Here is a 20,428-nt window from a genome sequence, read left to right as displayed (position 1 = left end):
AGCATATCCAAGCTCTTTATCTATTAACAATATCTGCTAATCCCAGTGCTAAAGATACCATCTCTAAATTAGCTTTTGATAAAAAATAAGGTTCGTTTTGCGAGTTTATTTCTTTTAGTACTTCCCTACTTATTAGGAAGAACAGAAATAGCTTTCCCTTAGTTTTTTATTCAAAAAACATCTTTGACTAATGGCAATCTTGTGGAAGATATGCAGTTAGAGATCGATTTAGCTCTAGCAGGAGCTTCTCCTCTGTTCTGTCCTAGTGCTCAAGTAATAGGTATTCTTACTGAACAAAGTCACACACACTGCAAAAACTTAAAGAACTCGTTGAGAACATGGTCGTCTTCAAACTATTTTAAGTCAAGTTCCTCGATTAATTAAGGGCGCAATAGTCCACGTTTTGATTTATTTGTCCTAACTTTAGAACTTAGTGTTCTCCCGTTGTCATTATTAGTAGTTTCGTGGACAGGGAGTATAATAATACTATTAATCACTGGATTTATAGGTATTTTCTGGCTGCCGTTGATAATATTGACCATAAAAGGTATCTTGTTAAGAGTAGGTATTTTGAGTGGTTGGGCTAACTTTGCACGTAAAGATATTTCCGCTTTAGCATTATCAACAATCCCATTATATCTGCTGTGAAAAATTCCTCTATAGTTGGAATTTGCACTAAGTCTTCAATCTGAGTGGATTAGAACAGAAAGAGATTAAAAAACTCCTATTTATTAGGAGGACTTATTCACAGATATTTACTTTTAAATTTGCAGGAAACAGTCCATAGTCAACTCAATGAATCAGTTAAAACAGTTTGATGATTTTCTCTACCCTAAAATATCATCCTTACTTCTTTATCAATCAATTTTTAAAAGTGAAGTTGGTCAAACTTTTATTTGCCTGTTATATTCCATCTACTCTAGAGATAAACAAACCTTAAATTTAGAATCTTTAAAAGCTTATGGAAATTTTTTTAACGCTTTAGCAAGAACAGGAAAAAGTTGGCAAGATTACTTAATTAGTGAGATTTTACTAAATGAAAATCCTTTTAGTCAGCAGGTACAATCAATTCCTTTTCAAGAGTTACCTAAATCTTTGATTGATGCAGTCAAACATGATCTGAGCATTTTACAGATTATTTATAATTGTACGACTCAACAAATTGCTAAATGGGTAAAAAAATCCACATTAATAGACTATATTCCTGTAGTCTGGGAATTAGAAAATATTGATAATACTTTTTTACATCGATCTAATAATTGGCAAGACACAATAGAAGAATTAGCTGACTATTATAATCAAGAAGGAACAGGTATTATCGCTAAATATAAGGTGTTAAAATGGGAAAGAAAACAATTAATAGGAATTAATAATCCAGATCCAATTCAATTAACTGAGATTGTTGGTTATGATCCACAAAAGGAAACATTAATTAAAAACACAGAAATTCTATTGGCTGGTTGTACTGCTCTTAATGTTTTATTATATGGGAGTCGGGGCTCGGGTAAGTCTTCTTTAATTAAGGGATTATTAAATAAATATAGTAGCAAGGGATTGAGATTGGTCGAAGTAAGTAAATCTCAGTTAAATCATTTGCCTTGGATACTCGATAAATTAAGGAATTATCCTCAAAAATTCATTGTTTTTGTTGATGATTTATCTTTTGAGGAAGACGACGATACTTTTAAATCATTAAAAGTTGTTTTAGAAGGAAGTGTGACTGCTAGAGCTGACAATGTTGTAGTTTATGCTACTTCTAATAGGAAACATTTAATTAGAGAATTTGTTGGTGATCGCCCCCAACTTAGTGATTTCGATGAAGTCCATGCTTGGGATACTGTACAAGAAAAATTATCTTTTAGTGATCGCTTTGGTTTAACTTTAACTTTTGAACCGGCAAATCAAGAAAAGTACCTCACAATTGTTAATTATCTAGCTCAACAAATAAGACTTGACTTGCCGCAAGAAGAATTAGAATTTAGGGCAAAACAATGGGCAATGAAGCAAAATGGACGTTCAGGACGAACTGCTCGACAATTTATCCATTTTTTGCAAGGAGAATTAAAGATTAATGATTAATAGTCTTGAACAACTAATTGCAAATTTAAATAGTATCTAAATTAGATATTTCTAGTGTGTATAAAAAGCTGCAATAGTAACCTTAAACTTAATATTGTGCCATCCGTCTAGTATTTTATTAATTTTAAATTAAACGGTTATTTTCAAAAAAAAATATAGTATTTTGAATAAGTAAACTAATAACCTTATCATATAAATATGACCTTAATTTATCTTTCTTCTTTTCCCTATAAAAAAAATTAAATTCACAAACTAAATATAAAAAAACTGTTGTTTGTTTGATTTCTTATAAAGAAAATTTTTGATCAAAACAAGACTATATGAACGATTAAAGTTACTAGATACTCACTGTCTTTGATTTAGAATTAAGAATATTTAACTGCAGTTTGATGAAATCAGAAGCAAGACATCCTGGTTCATATTGGATGTTAGCAGATACTTACTTTTTAAACAATTTAGTACAACTCCAATATCAGTATAAACACTCACGATGAGACTGTTTGATGAGTAACGTAATATCCTCAATTTGTTTAAAGTTTGAGTAATTATCCCAAGTTTAGATCGATATTCTATTGACTTTACATCCCAAATCTAGAATCCATAGTTGAGTCTATCTAACCTCTGTGCAAACTTTTGATAAAGACAGTTTAGAAACAGATATTAGTGGAGAGTTTTAAGTAGTAGAGTATTAAAATAAAATCATTGAGACATGTGCTTACTATATTTTTTTTCAAAAAAAATAGTAACATAAAAATATGTAAAATTTATTTATTACCTTTTACTCAGCAAAAAGACTAGTAATAGTTTTTTAAAAGGGATCACAAAAACAGATTTATTTGTTAAATAAAATCTTATAAAGACAGCCAATACTTTTACAAAAGCTGTTGATCTATATAAAAACAATAGCTATCGAACTTTTATGTAAAAAAGACTAAAAAAACAATCTCTAATTAAGTTGTTAATGAAAATTGATAGACACAAAAAAGATTGATAGATAGTATCTAGATAAAATGGAATAAAAATAATAAAAAATAGTTTTAATTAAGAATGAAATCGCACTATATAAATATTTTTATTGGAATTGGAAAAGCTCACAACAAGACCACTAAATAAACTTAAAACTGACATGGTATTTTCAAATTAGTTATAGTTTTATCAATTGTCTCCTTAGACCTTAAGAAGTAATAAAAATTGTAAAATTATTTCTTTATAATCGAGAAAAATTTTCTTTGATTAGCGATGTTATCGACAAAAACTGAGTACTTACTTACAAGGAAAAATAGGTGTTATAGTTAACATTTCTGTTATATGTCGTCTAATCCAAAAACTTAACTTAATACAAAAAATACTTCATGTCTTTACAGCTTACTATAGATAGAGTGTAAACTTTGAAACAAAAATCTTAGACAAGACTTAAAGAAACTACACTGTCAGACCTAGTTTTTCTTTACAAAATCGGAGTCATCTAGTCATTACTAGTTACTGTGTAAAAAACAACTAAATAATAATGAGTTTATAGAAAATGTCTCAATAATTTATATAAAAAGATAACGTTAATTGGAGTATTTACTACATTAAATTGTTTAGCTACTTTTGCTTTTTAATAATGGACAAATAAAAAAATACTCCTAATATAAAAATATTCATGCCACAACTGTAGCTAAAGACTTAAATTATAATGAATAATTAATCAGGTTAAATAATGATAAAATATTTAATTTTATCGAATAAATAGGGGCATATTTTATACTTATGTCTATATATATTTACCTTATTTTAACTTCATTAAAAACTGTTTTTAAAACAAAAAAAATATTTGTAAATTTTAAAAATATGAAATTATAAAAGTCTATAAAATTAGAAAAGTCTTAATAAAACGATTGATTTAGTAACCGATAAAGATAGAATTCGCTGATTTACCCACTGCCGTTATTATGAGCTCCCTAATTAAATTTAAATCCGCTACTGAGGCAACGAGTAACGGGAAATCCCGAAAGGTATATGACAAGGGATTGAACTCACTGTCAACACTACTTGCTGTAAAAAGGTGGAAATTTTACACTGACTGATTAAGAGAGGAAACTGAACAGTTCCAACAGACTCTAATTCCAACTTAAATTTTTACTGTTGTCTGTACTCCATTCCCTCTCCCGAGGTATCTAATAGGATAGATTTCGGTAACTTGTATTTTTTTTTATTTTAAGCTAAGGTCACCAATCCTCGTAAATAATCTTTTAATCTCATTCATAATATTATGAATGAGATTATTCAAGGAAAGACGTGATCAAATGCTTTAATTTTTATAGAGATCGTTAATCTCTAAAGTTCTGAGCACATCTGCTTCGACATATAGAAACGAATTTTAGAATTTTGATTAGGAGGAGAATAAATCCAGACTAAACAGCGAATTTATAACAATTTAGAGCCGTTTTATCTTAACAATTCCCGTTGATTGTTATTAGGATCTCTTCTCCCCAGTCCACAAGTCCTCTAGAGAGTCTTCACGATCTTGTACCCCTTAGTTGCTTAAAGACAATCCGTTCATCAGAAAGAATAAGAATAATCGTTGCTTAGGTGACGGGGCAAGAAAATGAGGTGTAACTCTCATGATGGTTTTAATATGTCGCCGCAACTAACTTATAAAAACAAAAGATAAAACTAAAATCTTAGTTTAATTGGGAAGACTCTATTTGTGCTTTCGCCCTTGCAATAGCTTGGCGAATTTGGTTAAAACCAGTTCCACCGTAGCTATTACGAACTGCTACCACCTGTTTGGGAGTGATTACCTCGTAAATATCAGCCTCAAACAAAGGATGTAAGGCTTGCCATTCTTCTAGAGATAAGTCCTTAAGAAGCTTACCCGATGCTAGACTAGTTTTAACTACCTTTCCTACTAAGTTATAAGCCTCCCGAAAAGGAATCCCGCGGACAGCTAAATAATCAGCCACATCCGTCGCATTGGAAAAGTCCTCGGCTACTGCTTGGGCTAAACGTTCTTGATGAAACTCAATTCCTTCCCCTAACAAAATCGTCATAGCTTCTAAACAGCTTTTAACCGTTGCTACTCCATCAAAAATTCCTTCTTTGTCTTCTTGGAGATCCTTATTGTAAGCTAAAGGCAACCCTTTCATTAAAACTAGCATTCCTTGTAAATGGCCAAAGACTCGTCCAGCTTTTCCTCGGACTAATTCGGGAACATCAGGATTTTTCTTTTGGGGCATAATACTTGACCCCGTGGCGCAGCTATCGGTAAGGCTGATGAACTTAAATTCATGGGAAGCCCAAAGAATTATTTCTTCACTTAGACGGCTAAGATGAACCATAATTAAACTAGCAGCATTGAGAAACTCGATGGCAAAATCGCGATCACTCACTCCGTCCAAACTATTGCCATAAATCCCTTCAAATTCCAATAGTTTAGCACTGTAATGGCGATCAATGGGAAATGTTGTTCCTGCCAATGCACCACATCCTAAGGGGGAAATATTTGTCCTAGCGTAAATTTCTCCCAACCGTTCCCAGTCTCGTTGTGCCATCTCGAAATAAGCTAATAAGTGGTGAGCTAAACTGATCGGTTGTGCCCGTTGTAGATGAGTATAACCTGGAATAAGGGTTTCTATATGATTTTGAGAATGATCGAGTAAAACTTGTTGAAAATCTCGTAATTGACTCCGAATTTGACTAATTTGATCTCGTAGATAAAGACGAATATCAGTCCCTACTTGATCATTACGCGATCTAGCTGTGTGAAGTTTTTTGCCGACATCCCCCACAATGTCTGTTAAACGTCTTTCTATCGCCAAATGAACGTCTTCTTGGTCAATTCCAGGGGTAAATTCTCCATTATGATGTTCTTGACGAATTTTTTCTAGTCCTTGTACTAATTGTTGTGCTTCACTCTCAGCAATAATTCCTGTATGGGCTAACATTTTGGCATGGGCAATCGAACCTGTTAAATCGTATTCAAGTAACTTGATATCAAAGCCAATACTGGCGTTAAATCGAACAATGGAAGGATGAAGATTGCCTTCAAAGCGCTCACTCCACTTTTTTTGTTTGGTCACAGTCTACCCCCTAGATAGCAAAAATAAAAAATTGTTGTCAGAAGTAAATAAGTTCAACCCTGATGGGTCATAAATTTTGAACTTAATGTGTTGTACTTCACTGATTCGAAAAAGATATTCTTTATATAATTATCCGTCATCATTAGTCAGCCATTAGTTTACTATCGACAGTTGACTGAAAATAAAGAGTGTAACAACCAGTAAAGATTCTAAATCTAGATCCTAGAACAAATTCAATATCCAAAGTTTAAACTCGACTCTACTTAATAAAATTTTTCTAAAATGCTTTGAACTCTCTGAATATTATTCAGAGAGTTCAAAGCATTTTGAGGTACGAGACAGTCTAACTCACATTGAGTTGGACGAGATTTAAAAACACAGTTGTTATTTTCAATATCTAAAATCAAAACACGACAAGTTTAACGATTATTTAGAATAGTAACTGTCAATAATTAAGATCACAATAGTCGTATTAAAATAGCAACGTGTGAAGGCATATTTACCTTGTAACTATTGATAGAGAGAAGGTAAATATGATAATTGGGTATGAAGCTGTAAGTTAAGCAAAAGAGTTTATAAAATAGGTCCAAATACTTCAATTTCTCTAAAATTAAATCTGAGATATATTTTTGAGTTAATCGTTAATTATTCCAGTTAAAAAATACTTGTGAAGTAAAATTTCATCAATCAGTTTAACTAACTTTCGCTTTATTTAATTATTTAAAGTATTTGTTGATAGAGCTATCATAGAGAGCTCTGGAGCAATATATCCTCAGTCTCCAAGAAATTTGCCAATTAACTTTTGTTTAAATTAAAGCATAAATTTATAGTTATCTATATCGTTTAGAGTTAACTTGAAAGCAAATAATTCATTGCTTTTTGATAGAAGCGATCCAGGTCAAACAATACCCAGGCAAGTATCAAGACGAAATGTTATATCCAAAATATAAAAGCCCAATAAATTTTATTCTCTAGGATAGAGTTATTGCTCCGTAATTTCTCCGTTAATTTCTGTCAAATTCACGTTGGACCAACTAATTGGTGTGTAGCCAGGGACAAACTATTATGCCAAGCAAACAGAGCTATTATTCCCAGATTTATAGTTAGTTCAAGCAGTACTACAGAAAAATTTCCTATAAATAGGACTTACTCCAATAATTCCACCTGCATGACGACCAAAGTCATATCATCACTGTTATTATTTCCTGTCCCAATAAACTGCTCAACCGCTTTAAATAAATAATTGAGAATGCTCTGGGGACTATCACATTCGTGACAAGCCGCTTGGAAGGCAACAATCAAATTGTCTTCATTGAAGCGATCACCTTTTAGGTTAACCGCATCAGTTAGTCCGTCGGTGTAATAAAGGACAATATCTCCTGGAGTTAACTGAACCTGTCCATCCCCATATTCAGAATTTGGATCTAATCCAATTAACATTCCTTCGGTGTCGAGTCGTTCGATCTCTTGTGTAGCGTACTGCCACCGCAGAGGAGGGTTGTGGGCTGCATTACTAAAAGAGAGAATACAAGTTTTGGGATCATACTCCGAATAAAAAAGTGTTACAAACCGATTAGAGTTCTCTAAATCGGCGTACATTACTCGGTTGAGGTGTTGGAGGATTTGTCCAGGGGAGTTACGGTTTAATACCTCTGCCCTAAGCATTCCTCTCGTCATAGTCATAATCAACCCGGCAGGAACTCCTTTTCCCATTACGTCTCCAATAACAATACTCCAAGGAACGCAATGAGCTAATGCTTGCCCTTGGCTGTCTTGATCTTGAAGGAGTTGATCATAGTTAGTCGGGATAAAGTCATAGTAGTCACCTCCAACTCGGTTAGCAGTTTGACAATGAGCAGCTAACTTTACGCCGTGAATACTTGGGTATTTGCGTGGCAGTAAACGTAATTGAATGTCAGAAGCAATTTCCAGTTCGCGATCCTGTCGTTCTTTAGAACGTAATTCTACCGTTAATTCATTATTAGCAATAGCAACAGCAGTTTGATCCGCTACCAATTGGAGTAATCTTCGTCGGGTTTGGGTCCAAATATATTGAGGATTAGTACTAAAAACGTAAAGCCGCCCCCGTTCTATATTTTTGACTAAAATTGGCGTGTTATACAGACGAATTTTTGTCCCCATTCCATGGCGAATTTGTTCATCTAAGGAAACCGCCAGGGTGCGGGTAACTGAGGCGTTACTGTTAGCCTGATTAATTACGCGAGTCAGAACTTCTTGAATCTCCGACTCGATCTGATGATTTTGACAATGTAACTGTTCTAAAGAGACTTGACCATTTGCTTTATAGAGAATTAAGGCACTCCCATCAGCATCAGTGACCCGTGCTGTCATCAAAGGGGTGAGTTCTAAAAACTGATTGAGATTATTAAAACTTCGTAGGGCAAACCCTAGGGAACTTAATAAGTTTTGAATTTTGTTTTGTTCTCGATAAAGATTGGCAACAAGTTCTTTCAGTGCAAAAACAGGAGTGGTATCGGTTTTGAGACCACAGGTTGGTGTATTTTGAGCAAAAGGAGGCTGGCGGTGAATAGGCACAGCAGTAATGACATCAGATGGTAAAAGTATCGAGAGTATCAAGTGTTTGAATCCTAGACCCTAAGCCTTGAGGAAGAGTAATTGTCTAGTGAGGCAGTCTATCTTAAACGCGCTAGGCTTGAAATGTTATTTTTTTGAGTTAGTTGAGGACAACTTTAAGCACAATTATGACTGGTTAATCATAACGTTAATTCGTTAGATTGCCAATAAATATCTTGAAAAAGTTTTATTATCAGTTTCCTGATGAGCAAAAAATCCCAGAAACTTTCTCCTGGGAATGAAATATCTATAACAAATATCTAGGAACGGGAGTCTGTTATCGAAGATTTTAGAATTTCTTCAAAATTATAATCTTACTCCGATTTCTCATCACTTGTGAGGTTATTGTCATTTGATTAGGTCATTCTGATTATTGTCGTTAGCCTGCTTAAACAGATTGTTTTGTTGAGACTTGTTTTCATTATCTGTTTGTAGCAGATTCGTTGAGTTTTCCTCAGACTCTTCTGTATCTATAAAACTAGAAAAAATTTCGTCAGAGTCCCGGGTTGTCTCTTTGGTTTCTGACTCAAAGAAATCGACATAAGGATTGTTTTTGTCTTTCGTGAAAGTTTCCAATAAGTCTTCGGTCGTTTCTTCATCAGTAGGTAACATCTCAAAAAAGTCTAGATCGTCATATTTTTTTTGTTGAAACAAGTTAGAGACCCTTTTTTTAGTTTCTTCTCCACTCTGCTCTAATGATAGAGCTTCAGTGGTTTTATGGATGAAGTCTTCTGATAAGTTATCAGGATTCATTTCAGGAAAGTCTGGCAGTTCCTCTATGGGCCGCAATCCCTCGGTATCAGAGGCTGATACGACTCCTTCTAATAAACTTCCCGAGTTTAGGGCGTCAGAAGTCTCTTGGTTCTTCCACTCGTCTAAGTCCAAGTTTCCTTCGTCATGGGCTTTTTCTAACTCGTTAATAGCTTGCTGATGAGCTTGTTGCTGTTCTTGCAGTTGAGTTTGATAAGTTTGCTCAATTTGTTGGATGTGTGCCTGATTAGTTTCCGAGACTGGAGCAAACTTTTGGACTTGTTGTAGCGTTTCTTGAAGTTGGGCTTTATAGGTTTGTTCGAGTGCCTCAAGTTGAGTTTGATAAGTTTGTCGAATTTCTTGGATTTGTCGTTCGTTCTGTTCCAATTCAGTTAGTTTAGTTTTAGCGTGAAACAGTTCTTCTGATTGTTCTTGATAAGACTGCTCGAGTGCCTCAAGTTGAACTTGATAAGATTGTTCAATCTCTTGCATCTGTGATGGAGATTGCCGTAGTTGTTTTATTTCTTGTGCTTGTTGTTGCTGAAGTGCTTCAGCTTCCTTTAGAGCCTTTGTACTTCTTTCTAATTGAGCTTCGAGTTTGCGCTCCTTGGAGGAGGTTGATAGAAAAATACCGATAACTCCTCCGATAATTAAACCTACAAAAATGCCAATAGCAATACTCATTATTGTCTCCAAAATTAGGGGTAATTGATTTCCAATATGCCCAGAAGTTTCACCTAAATCAATAAGTTATCATTTCTGGAACAGCCTAGTTTTCAACAAACTTTGACAATGGCTGTTAATATTTCCATGATCTTCGGACATCGACCTTTCCATCAGCCTATTTGTAACGAAAGTTTTCATATTGGCTTTAAAATTGTTTATCCAAAATGAAGAAGACAGAAGGCAGAAGACACATAAGTCTGTCCTAAGCTTCGCCTCGATGGCTATATTTAGATGAGGAATTTGCCTGAAATTTATAAGCTGTATATACCATTTAGGTTTGTAATTCTCGATAAGCAGTATAAACTCCGCGGACATTATACCAATTCAGAAATATTCGAGCGACTTCTAGGGCTAGTTGCGGTTTTCCTTGATCAATTAACCACTGTAAAACAGGTGCAAGCGTGCGTTCATTAAGACTACCTCCTAAAGATAAAAATCCCCATAACAAACGATGTAACCAAGTCATTTGAATCATCAATCTAACCTCCCAGGTGGGATGTTTCTGGTAGAAAAGAATTCCCATCTTTCCCCGTTGAATTTCTCTGTCGATTAGGCTAGGTATTTGATCTAAATTAAAAGATGGATGCCAATGGTAACCAACTGCTTTGGGACACTTAATTAATTTTAATCCTAGTTGTTTGAGTCGCACCCCTAATTCTAAATCTTCCCATCCGTAAAGTTGGAATCTCGTATCGAAAACTCCCACTTTTTCTAACCATTTACGGGCAATGGCTACATTGCCTGTGGCAAAATAGGCTGCAGAAAAATCGGTTATTTTATAAGGTTCTGAGGTAGGATTATCAAAGTTACAAGTGTTAATCACCGCACCGTAAGTAAATAGTTTATTGTTTCCTAATTCTTTTTCTCCTGTAATTAAAGCATTCGCATGGGACTGAATAAATGTCCCAGTTACAACCAGATCACTATCAATGAAGATAATTGTATCACCTTGGGCTTTTTCTATCCCTAAATTTCTCGCTGCGGCAGGACCAAGATGATTTTGAATAAAGAGACGCACATGAGGGAACTCTGCAGTATTTTCTGCTAGCCATTCTAGGGTATTATCTGTCGAGCCATCGTCAACTAAGATAACTTCATATTTACTTACTTTATCATCAGTTAATTGTTGATTTTCTAAGGCTCTTAGGCACTTTTCCAGGATAGGTTTCCGATTATAGGTAGGAATAACAACGCTAAAAAACACAGCTTTTTTTTCTGGGAATAGGGTGTAGTTAATAGTCTAACGAATTTTATCCAAAAGTTGCTCAATTTATTCAGCACTCTGGCTATAGTGTAGTATGGCTAGCTACAGTTTTAGATTATCAACCGCTTATTGCTATAAATAACAGGGCAAATTACGAACGCGTAATTTAATAGGACAATTGGAAAATAGCAGTAATATTCAGTTTAATATATTAACAAAACTTGAGGAAATTGTTAATGTTAAAAACAAATACAAATATATTTTGATTTTATTAGTATTGATTTTATCATTTATTAATGACTGATAATTTATTTAAAACGAAATTATAGTTTAACTACTTACAAATAAATCTATCTAAAGTCTTTAGTTAAGGTCTTTTTTAAAGATTTTTTGTTTAAAAATATTGAAATAATTCAGTATTTTTTAGATTTTCCAATCTAACATAGTATCCTAATATTTAAATTTATTTTCTAGGAAGGTTAATCCATTTAGTAATCTCTACATAAATTATGGCACATTATCTTTATACAATACTTAAGTAACAACCTGTTCAATTTTTTAAATTGTCCATAATTGGGAATTGTACTGTGATAAGTACCTTACTACCTAATTAATGTAATTATGGCAAATCGTCTAATAAAGAAGAATTTAAATTATTTTTGTTCAGCTTTTTTGTGTTAGTAATTACTTTCATATGGAATAAATAAAACTCATGAGTAAGTTAATGAGATTATTATACATATTTAATGGTTAAAAATATCTTTACTTGTTCGTAAATTCTTCTTCTAAAAGACTATATCAATCTGTCTGTAAATCAATTTTTATTAAAAATTGGATAGTGTCTACTGTACCATTTTTTTGTTATAGAAGAATAATGAATAGTATTAAAATAGAAAACTTATTCAGATTTTAATACTATTTAAAATTAGGAAGTTAAAATTAATCAAGGTTAATTTAATTGTACTACTATTAAAAATTTGACAACTATTTTAAAAATACTTAGACTTCTTAAGTTTATTTTTTTATTGCTTAATAAGCAAGCATTAGCTTTTAATATATATATATTATATAATATTTTATTTTCTTTGATTTCTTAAAAATTAATCTAAATATTTATCTACTTTTAATTAAATTATTTTAAATACTTTAAACATCTATATTATTGTTATTTTAGTTTTTTTAGATGATGTTATTTATTTTAAATAAAAATATAAATATTTGCTTTAGATAATTAATCTTTTGCTTTTTAAGCTATAAAATTTTTATTTTTGATAATTGTTTAATATCTATTATTAACTAGGTTCTAGTCTAAGCTAGATCTAGCCTGGCAAGTTGTTTTAACAGTTAATACTAGTAAAAAATAAGTAGTAAATTGATATTTAGTTAGTTTAAAAAAATCAAAAAAATAAAGTTTTTTAAAAGTTTATACTATGTTGTACTAGACTTTTTAACTTGAAATTTGTGATCTAATCACAGACTAGTTGTGTTTAAGTTGCGGTTTTATTGTTCAATAAACAATTGTCTCACTAATCAGAAGTAAATGCCAAGCAAGAATAGTTATAAAAAAATATAGTAGTACTTTACATAAAAAATTTCATCATTATTTCTAGCGATTTACCAAGGTTCAAATATTGGCAAATATAAATTTTAGAGAGCAGTGTAAAGAACAGTAACTAAAAAAAAATTAAAATATAATATTTAGTATTAGTAATAGTGAAGTTAACAAAATTAATTTTTATTCTGACTCTTGCTCTGAACTTAAAGAAAATAATAATATTGTTATTGATGTTCAATTTTTAATAAATCCTCTGTCAGGAAAATAAAAGAAAATTATCAAAAAACATCAATACTCTTGATACAACAGTAAGAAATTTAAAAAAAGATTGAATAATCAAGAGTTGATCAAACTAAGTGCACTTGTTGGTCTATATTATTGCCTTGTTAGAAACACTAGCTAAAATATTTTTAATTATTGGTGATTACTAACTTAAATTTTAAGGATAGCCGTCATAGCCATAAAAAAAGAATAACAATAATCTTTCTCTACAAAAATAGATGTCAATTATAAAAGCCTAACAACTATGACTTTTAACAATTATTTTTTATTAAAAAACTTATTATTCACTGCAATAGCAAAAAAAGTTGCTTTTTTTTTTGTTTATAAAAATAGAAAAAATTTGATAAACTCTAGAAGATAAGAGATTATATAGTACTATTGATGTAGTTTAGAAAGAAATCATATTAAACTGGGAAGAAGCATTGAAAAAATAAACTAAAACATGAATAAAAAAAACTATCCTTGTAGTTTAAGTAAAGATTTAAAACAATTACAATCTTCTCTCAACTACATACAAAAAATAATAACTGTAAAGATTACATTTATTAAAATCTGTAGATTTTTTAAATATTTATCAGACTTTCATAAAATAAATTTTCTTAAAAATACTTAAAGTAGATGATAATTTTCACTAAATTTTGAATATGAAATTCTAGAATTTAGATATTGATTGAAAAAGATTATTTAATTTTAATCTATGTGTTATATCTTCGTGGACTTTACGTATACTTGTCTTAATTTAAGACAAGTATACGTAAAAAAATACAGCTTAATTTATGACAATTCTTTTGGACATTAAAATTTTTATTTCATCAAAGCTAAAGCTTTAACTACAAACTTTTGTATTTTATTATTCTTGACAATATCCCCCAGTCTATATTACCAAGTATTTAAACAATAATTATAATTTTGCTATTAAAAATTAATTTTTAACCGAATAGTTAATCTAATTTCTTTAAAAGAGATAATTGAACATATAAAATTCAAATAAAACAGTAAATTATTCATATCAATAAAGTATTTATTCTTTAGGTAAAAATTGTAATAGTTTATAACGTCAGTATATTTTTATAGTCTTAAAAGACTATTCATTGACTCATTAATTTGATATAGCAAATATGTAAAACAACTTATTTATAAAAAAATAAGTTGTTTTACATATTGATCTCAAAATATTTTTTATTCTAAAAGTTTTTAAAATAAAAACTTTTAGAATAAAAAATGAATACTTAGACTTTTTTGATAAAAAAATTATCATAGTTTTTTAAAGCACTTCTAGAATAGTGAGTAAAAAAAGATAAATTACTCAAAATTAGATTACTATATGAGTATTTTTACTACTTAAATAGTAATCGTATTTTGTTTATTAAGAAATAATGAAATACTAAGACTTATTTTTTAAATAAATAGTCAATAAATACTAAGTACTCTGTTTTTTGTATAAGTAAAAAATTGAGCATAACTTCCAAATGATAAATAAATTATCTTGTTTTTGTTTCTTGCCTTGCTCGTTAAATAAACAGAGAAAATATTATTTATTTTATAAATAAACAAGTTTTAATTATGTTCAATTAGTGTAAATAGTAACCATGTAAGTACGAATATTAGCTGGGAAAACTAGATATTTTTTGGTAAAGTTATTCCTGATTTGATAAACTTATTTTTGAGTTTTTTTTAAAAAAACATGATTAATTTAATATTAAGTGTGTCTCTCACCCAAAGTTTATAGCCTTGATAAGTTAAATCATAGTATATTTATACTTTATTAAGATTTCTTCTTCTCATTTCGTTTTTGATAGTAAATTTAATGTTTAAATATATATAATATATAACGGTAAATATTCTATAAGTGTGCACTTTTACCTAAAACTACCCGTTCAATTAACGTAATCTTCTATCTTGACTGTTGTAGAGATGTAATAATTAAGGTATATCTACGAATTAACATGTCTATATCAAAAACTCTAATTTTAGAGTAAGCTTAAATGATAAACATAAGAAGACTTTTACCACTCCGGCGTAAGTTTTACCAATGATTATCAGGAACTTTAAACTTTTTATAAAAGCCTTCTGGTAAATAAGGAAGTAGAGAATTAGTATTAGTCATAGATTATAGTTTAGGGGTTTTTAATCAAGTTCAACACTTCTATACTAAAAATAATAGTGTTAAAAAAGCTATCCTAGTACGTTGATAATTCTTGAATAGACAATATGCGGCTTACCGATTCTTCCCACTCTCAGTCCAAATGGCAAACACCAATGTTTGGTGATGGTCATGGTTTTTACAATACAAGACAAAATAAAACCAATCGTACTATTGGGCAAAAACGTCAGCCTTGGCTAATTATGATCCTAATTAGTTTAATTCTATTAGGGGCGATTGGGTCACGTCTTGTCTATCTACAACTGTTGGAAGGAGAAGTTTACCGGGAAAAAGCCGAAAATAATCGTATTCGCATCATTCCTAAACCTCCTGTAAGAGGCAATATTTTTGACCGCAAAGGTAGAGTCTTAGCCTCAACCCGCTTAACTCATGCTGCCTATCTTTGGCCTGTTGTCATCAAAGAATCTAACTGGGAAGAAAATTTACGCTACCTATCCCAACTTTTATCTATTCCAGAAGACAATATTGAACGAAAGATTAAACAAGCAGGGTATAATTCCCCCACTCTTATCCGTATAGCCCGTAGTCTTAACCCTGCTCAAATTACTGCACTAGAAGAGTTTAAAAGTGAACTTAACGGACTTGAAGTCGATATCGAAAGTGTACGAAACTATCCTAACCAAGATCTAGCAGCTCATGTCTTAGGATACACTGGAGAACTTAATGCTGAACAATTATCTAAACGTCGTTCCGAAGGATACCGTCTAGGAGATACTGTAGGTAAAATGGGGGTAGAAGCGGCTTATGAACAACAATTACGAGGGGAATGGGGAGGCTTAGAGCTAGAAGTAGACGGCGGAGGAAAAGTAGTAAAAGTTTTGGGACAAAAAATTGGGAAGGCGGGAAAAGATGTTACTCTCACTCTAGATTTAGACGTACAGAAAGCCGCAGAAGCTGCTCTAGGTCAACGTAAAGGGGCTATCGTCGCTATAGATCCAAGAGACGGGGGAGTTTTGGCTATGGTTAGTTATCCACGCTTCAACCCCAATGTATTTTCTAGCCAAATTACGCCTGAAACTTGGGAGAAATGGCGTCGTCAAGGAGACCCTTTTGTTAATCGAGCCTTACGGGGATTTCCTCCTGCCTCTATTTTTAAAATAGTCACGGCGACTGCCGGAATGGAAACAGAGAAATATCCCCCCAATACAGTTTTGAATACCTTCGCCTACCTCAATGTTGGGGGGACGGCTTTTGGGGAGTGGAATCGGGCTGGATTTGGACCGATGGGCTATGTTCGAGCGATGGCCTGGAGTAGTAATACTTTTCATGGACAAATCGGCCGCGGAGTAGGAGGTCCAAACTTAATCAAATGGGCGCGTAACTATGGTTTTGGAGACAAAACCGGCATTGAGTTAGAAGAAGAGGCACGAGGGTTAATTGCCGATGATACCTGGAAACGAAAAAATTACAGTTGGGGATGGACTGATGGAGACACGGTAAATATGTCTATTGGCCAAGGGTTTACTCAGGCAACTCCCCTACAAGTAGCCATCATGTTTGCCGTCCCTGCTAATGGTGGTTATCGAGTCAAACCCCATTTTTTGAAAGGAGACGGGGATGTGAGTAAATGGCGAACGTCTATGAATCTTAAACCTAGTACTATTACGACCTTGAAACAAGGACTACGGGAAGTTGTGTCAAGTGGAACCGGAAAAGCCTTGAATACGCCAAACTTACCACCTGTGGCAGGAAAAACTGGTACTGCAGAAGCTCCTCCAGGGAAGGTACATGCCTGGTTTGGGGGATATGCTCCCTATAATAAACCAGAAATTGTAGTGGTGGCTTTTGCTGAACATTCCGGCGGGGGTGGAGGGTCGGTAGCTGCCCCCATGGTGCGTCAGGTCATGGAAGCTCATTTTAAAAATAAAAAATAACTGTTTTTAGGGTTACTCTTTAAAAGACTGAGTATAACATTGAGTGTATCGAAATGTTCCCTGTTTCCTATGTTCATTAGTTAATTTGTAACTAAGTACAAGATTATGAGTATAGCGATCTTAATTTAGTAAAACTTATTGTTTTTCTCAAAAATTTATGATTTTTGAGGGGGTTTCTTAGTAAACTCTACCCTAATGCTCTTTTAATTTGCGCACAGTCTGATAACTCTTCCCTTGAAGATTCTTTTTAGTGTCACTGCTTGGTTCCAGCTATAAAACAGTTCATAGCCACATTGGATTAAATTTATTGATCTAGAAGCATGTACCTGAATCAAGTAAACATAGGTTTATACTAGATTTTCGTAGTCAACGAAGGCAATTCTCTTCTATAAGAGTATTTCGAGGGAGGGATCCATTCCAGCTTTTGTGCTACACAAACTTGATCAGTTGATAGGTACGATCAGCGGACAATCTCCATTACCTTAGCTTCATAATAGTGAATGTTAATGACAAGCTTTAATCGCTTAATTCAAGGAACGCAGTTTTGATCATAAACACCAAGCAATTTTTTTACTCCCAGTTTTAAGTATTTGAGAGTTTGTAAAATTTTCTGTCTTTGAAAGTTAAGGCAACTATAAAACAATACATGAATGTCTAGGTTGGAGGTAAGGTTGACCTTTGTATCTTTCGACGTAATCAATGGAACAGTACTGCACCTCAGTTACTCCAAAGTCCCATGCTAGAGCGGCAATATTTTGCTCACTGTAGTTTCAAACACTATCGAGTTTGAGCAGATTGATATAAACTGCTTAAACCTAGAGAGACCATAGGGAATTTGTTTTAAGTAGAAGTTAATTATTTACAAATAGACTTAAATATGGTGTTTCTTAACACATAAAATAATCGCTAAAAATAAAGAGCATAAAAGTGGTATGGTGGGGTTGCTCTAAAATTGGGAAATGGTTTTCTAAATTTTCAGGAAGAGGCTGATAGCTAAGTGTCATTCAGACTTTTATACTTGATATTCGATTATTGAAGTTTAATATTTAAGAGACAATTGTTCGTCCAAGATGTTTATAAATTTACCTCATGACCAAGAGTTAGATTTAATTATAGGAATAGCTAAAAATTTACGAGTTTCAATCAAAAAAGGGGGAATTCAGTTGGTTGAAAGCCTAGAGATAATTGAGCAATTTTGAGTTTATCCGATTATTATTATGATTACTTTATCTATTCCAGGCAGACCGTATTTAACGTAAATTATCAATGCGTACTTCTATTTAACCATAAACCTAGCAGTACTTTAGCCTACCTACTTACAATTAACTTTTACTTTTTATTGATGACAATTAGTTCCTTCAGTTTGAACTATTTCCTCTGCGCAGTTAAAGTTAATTCGGGACAAGAATTAACTTTAACTGCGCAGAACATCCCAAATCTACAAATACCACTACCAAAAGCAAGACGCATCAATAACAAAGTGGGAACTTCTCGCAAAGATTTAATAAATCCCGATAGACCAAAACGTAATAATCCTTCAGGTCGAACAACTCCTTGCCAAATAGAATCAAACCAAGAAGGAAGTGTTTCTCGTGTCCAGTCGGCTGTTGTCACTTGTCCTTCTACTAATCCCGTTTCTGCTAATAGTTCAGAAAACTCTTCAATACTAGAAAATGCCGGATGAGACCATTGATCTAGAAGTTGGCGCATTACAAGTTTTTCCCAGAAATTAAGAGGCTTTTTACGATCATCTCTTTGATTCCAATCAGCTACGACCAACAAACCGCCAGGTTTCAATACTCGCATCATTTCTTGAGCATATTTGGCTTTATCTACCATGTGGGGACCTGCTTCAATGGACCACACCACATCAAAACTATTATCTGGGAAAGAAAGAGCTAGGGCATCGTCTACCTTAAATTTAGCATCAACCCCCTTAGGGGTTAACTCCTGGGCACGTTTAACTTGTTGGGAACTAATGGTAATTCCTGTTACATCAAACCCATAATCTTTTGCTAGAATACAACTGCTTCCACCAATGCCACAGCCTACATCTAAAACGGTAGTACCATGAGGCAATTGGTCTAACCCTCCCCATTTGGCCATTTCATCCACAAAGTCAGACTTAGCCGTCAAGAAATCTTTTTTTCGGGGTGGCGAACCATAATGACCTAAGTGGATATGTTTCCCCCAGTAAAATTCTAGAATACCGTCTTGAGTCCATTCATCGTAGGATTTAGCTACCGTGTCGGAAGACTGATAACGACGAGGGGTTATTAGATAGAGTGTAATCCCCATTGCTAGTGAGACTAGTAGAAATCCCAGAGGGTAATATAAGTCCATCAGTTCTCAAACCGTAATATCCGTTTACATTAGTAGTTTTACTATATCAAGTTATGAAATTTACTGTTGTTTTTTACTGGGATTAGGTGGTTGGACATAAATTAAACAGCACTATATTAATACATGTTTTAGATTTAAAAGCGATCATCACGAAAAGTGTGTTAACAGGGTTAGCTATAAGGACTTTGGTTAAGTAATTTTATCTCCTCGTTTAAGAACGTTCTCAATATCGGAGTGGGGATGGCCTTGATTTAAGTTCAGTAAAACTAAAAAATTTTTTAAAAAAAGATAGAGTTAGTTCGATTAAATTGTCAACAATAGTGTTGAAGATAGAGATAATTACCATTTGTTTAAAACTGGTTTCTCGAAAGTTCTCATAGCAATTCATCGGGGTAACAAACTTGGGTTAACGCGACTGAGAAATACTCAGCAAAACTGTGGAATAAATTTGTTTAATTTTTTTAAATTAATCAGATCTAAATCTCTGGTAAGCCGTTAATTATAACTAGTGGAAAAAAAGTAGATAAAATAATTCAATAAATCCGAAAAAGAAATAAAAAATTTAATATGAATATATGTAACCGTCTAAAACCAGAAAAATAGTTTGAATACAGACTAGCTTTTTAAAAAATATATTTAAGTTAATAAACTAACAAGCTGACAAGGTAAAAAAGAGAAAAAATCTATTAAAAAATATTTACCAGTAAAAATTAGGACACTATTCATGTTAGTTGCATTACGAAATATTTTTACTATTTATGAGAAAAATAATGTAAAAGATAGTTGATATAT

General features: G+C 32.6%; 8 protein-coding genes. 3 read left to right on the top strand and 5 right to left on the bottom strand.

Annotated elements, in window-relative coordinates:
* The first annotated feature begins 795 nt into the window (after positions 1–795).
* The gene (locus P3F56_RS01405) at positions 796–2,079 is read left to right on the top strand and encodes an ATP-binding protein (RefSeq protein WP_281152985.1); all 1,284 of its coding nucleotides are present in this window, start codon (positions 796–798) and stop codon (positions 2,077–2,079) included.
* 389 nt (positions 2,080–2,468) lie between these two features.
* Positions 2,469–2,573, top strand: a complete 105-nt coding sequence (locus P3F56_RS10390) for a hypothetical protein (protein ID WP_405054760.1) — start codon at positions 2,469–2,471, stop codon at positions 2,571–2,573.
* Positions 2,574–4,745: 2,172 nt separating this feature from the next.
* On the opposite strand, the gene argH is transcribed toward P3F56_RS10390, so the two are convergent.
* The 4 genes from argH to P3F56_RS01385 form a co-directional block, all read right to left on the bottom strand.
* Positions 4,746–6,143, bottom strand: coding sequence for an argininosuccinate lyase (gene argH / locus P3F56_RS01400; protein WP_281152984.1), 1,398 nt, complete (start codon positions 6,141–6,143; stop codon positions 4,746–4,748).
* 1,146 nt (positions 6,144–7,289) lie between these two features.
* Entirely contained in the window at positions 7,290–8,708 is a 1,419-nt protein-coding gene (locus tag P3F56_RS01395; RefSeq protein ID WP_281153671.1) for a PP2C family protein-serine/threonine phosphatase, read from the bottom strand.
* Positions 8,709–9,086: 378 nt separating this feature from the next.
* On the bottom strand, positions 9,087–10,172 hold the full coding sequence (locus P3F56_RS01390; protein WP_281152983.1) for a hypothetical protein: 1,086 nt from the start codon (positions 10,170–10,172) through the stop codon (positions 9,087–9,089).
* 313 nt (positions 10,173–10,485) lie between these two features.
* On the bottom strand, positions 10,486–11,418 hold the full coding sequence (locus P3F56_RS01385; protein ID WP_281152982.1) for a glycosyltransferase family 2 protein: 933 nt from the start codon (positions 11,416–11,418) through the stop codon (positions 10,486–10,488).
* A 4,096-nt stretch (positions 11,419–15,514) separates the two neighbouring features.
* On the opposite strand from P3F56_RS01385, the gene mrdA reads away from it, so the two are divergent.
* Positions 15,515–17,293 carry a penicillin-binding protein 2 gene (mrdA, locus tag P3F56_RS01380; RefSeq protein WP_281153670.1) on the top strand — a complete coding sequence of 593 codons (1,779 nt, stop codon included), beginning with the start codon at positions 15,515–15,517 and terminating at the stop codon, positions 17,291–17,293.
* A gap of 1,368 nt (positions 17,294–18,661) precedes the next feature.
* Here the strand turns inward: mrdA and P3F56_RS01375 are convergent.
* Complete coding sequence (locus tag P3F56_RS01375) at positions 18,662–19,636, bottom strand: methyltransferase domain-containing protein (protein WP_281152981.1); 975 nt, start codon at positions 19,634–19,636, stop codon at positions 18,662–18,664.
* Between the last annotated feature and the right edge of the window lie 792 nt (positions 19,637–20,428).

This window comes from cyanobacterium endosymbiont of Epithemia clementina EcSB (genome assembly GCF_029919255.1).
Taxonomy (GTDB): Bacteria; Cyanobacteriota; Cyanobacteriia; order Cyanobacteriales; family Microcystaceae; genus Rippkaea.
Note: the sequence above shows the minus strand (reverse complement) of the source record. Positions and strands in the feature narration are given on the sequence as shown.

Excerpts from the sequence above, each read along its gene's own strand:
- P3F56_RS10390 (WP_405054760.1), top strand. The coding sequence starts at position 2,469 with ATGAAATCAGAAGCAAGACATCCTGGTTCATATTGGATGTTAGCAGAT.
- mrdA (WP_281153670.1), top strand. The coding sequence starts at position 15,515 with ATGTTTGGTGATGGTCATGGTTTTTACAATACAAGACAAAATAAAACC.
- P3F56_RS01390 (WP_281152983.1), bottom strand. The coding sequence starts at position 10,172 with ATGAGTATTGCTATTGGCATTTTTGTAGGTTTAATTATCGGAGGAGTT.
- P3F56_RS01375 (WP_281152981.1), bottom strand. The coding sequence starts at position 19,636 with ATGGACTTATATTACCCTCTGGGATTTCTACTAGTCTCACTAGCAATG.
- P3F56_RS01405 (WP_281152985.1), top strand. The coding sequence starts at position 796 with ATGAATCAGTTAAAACAGTTTGATGATTTTCTCTACCCTAAAATATCA.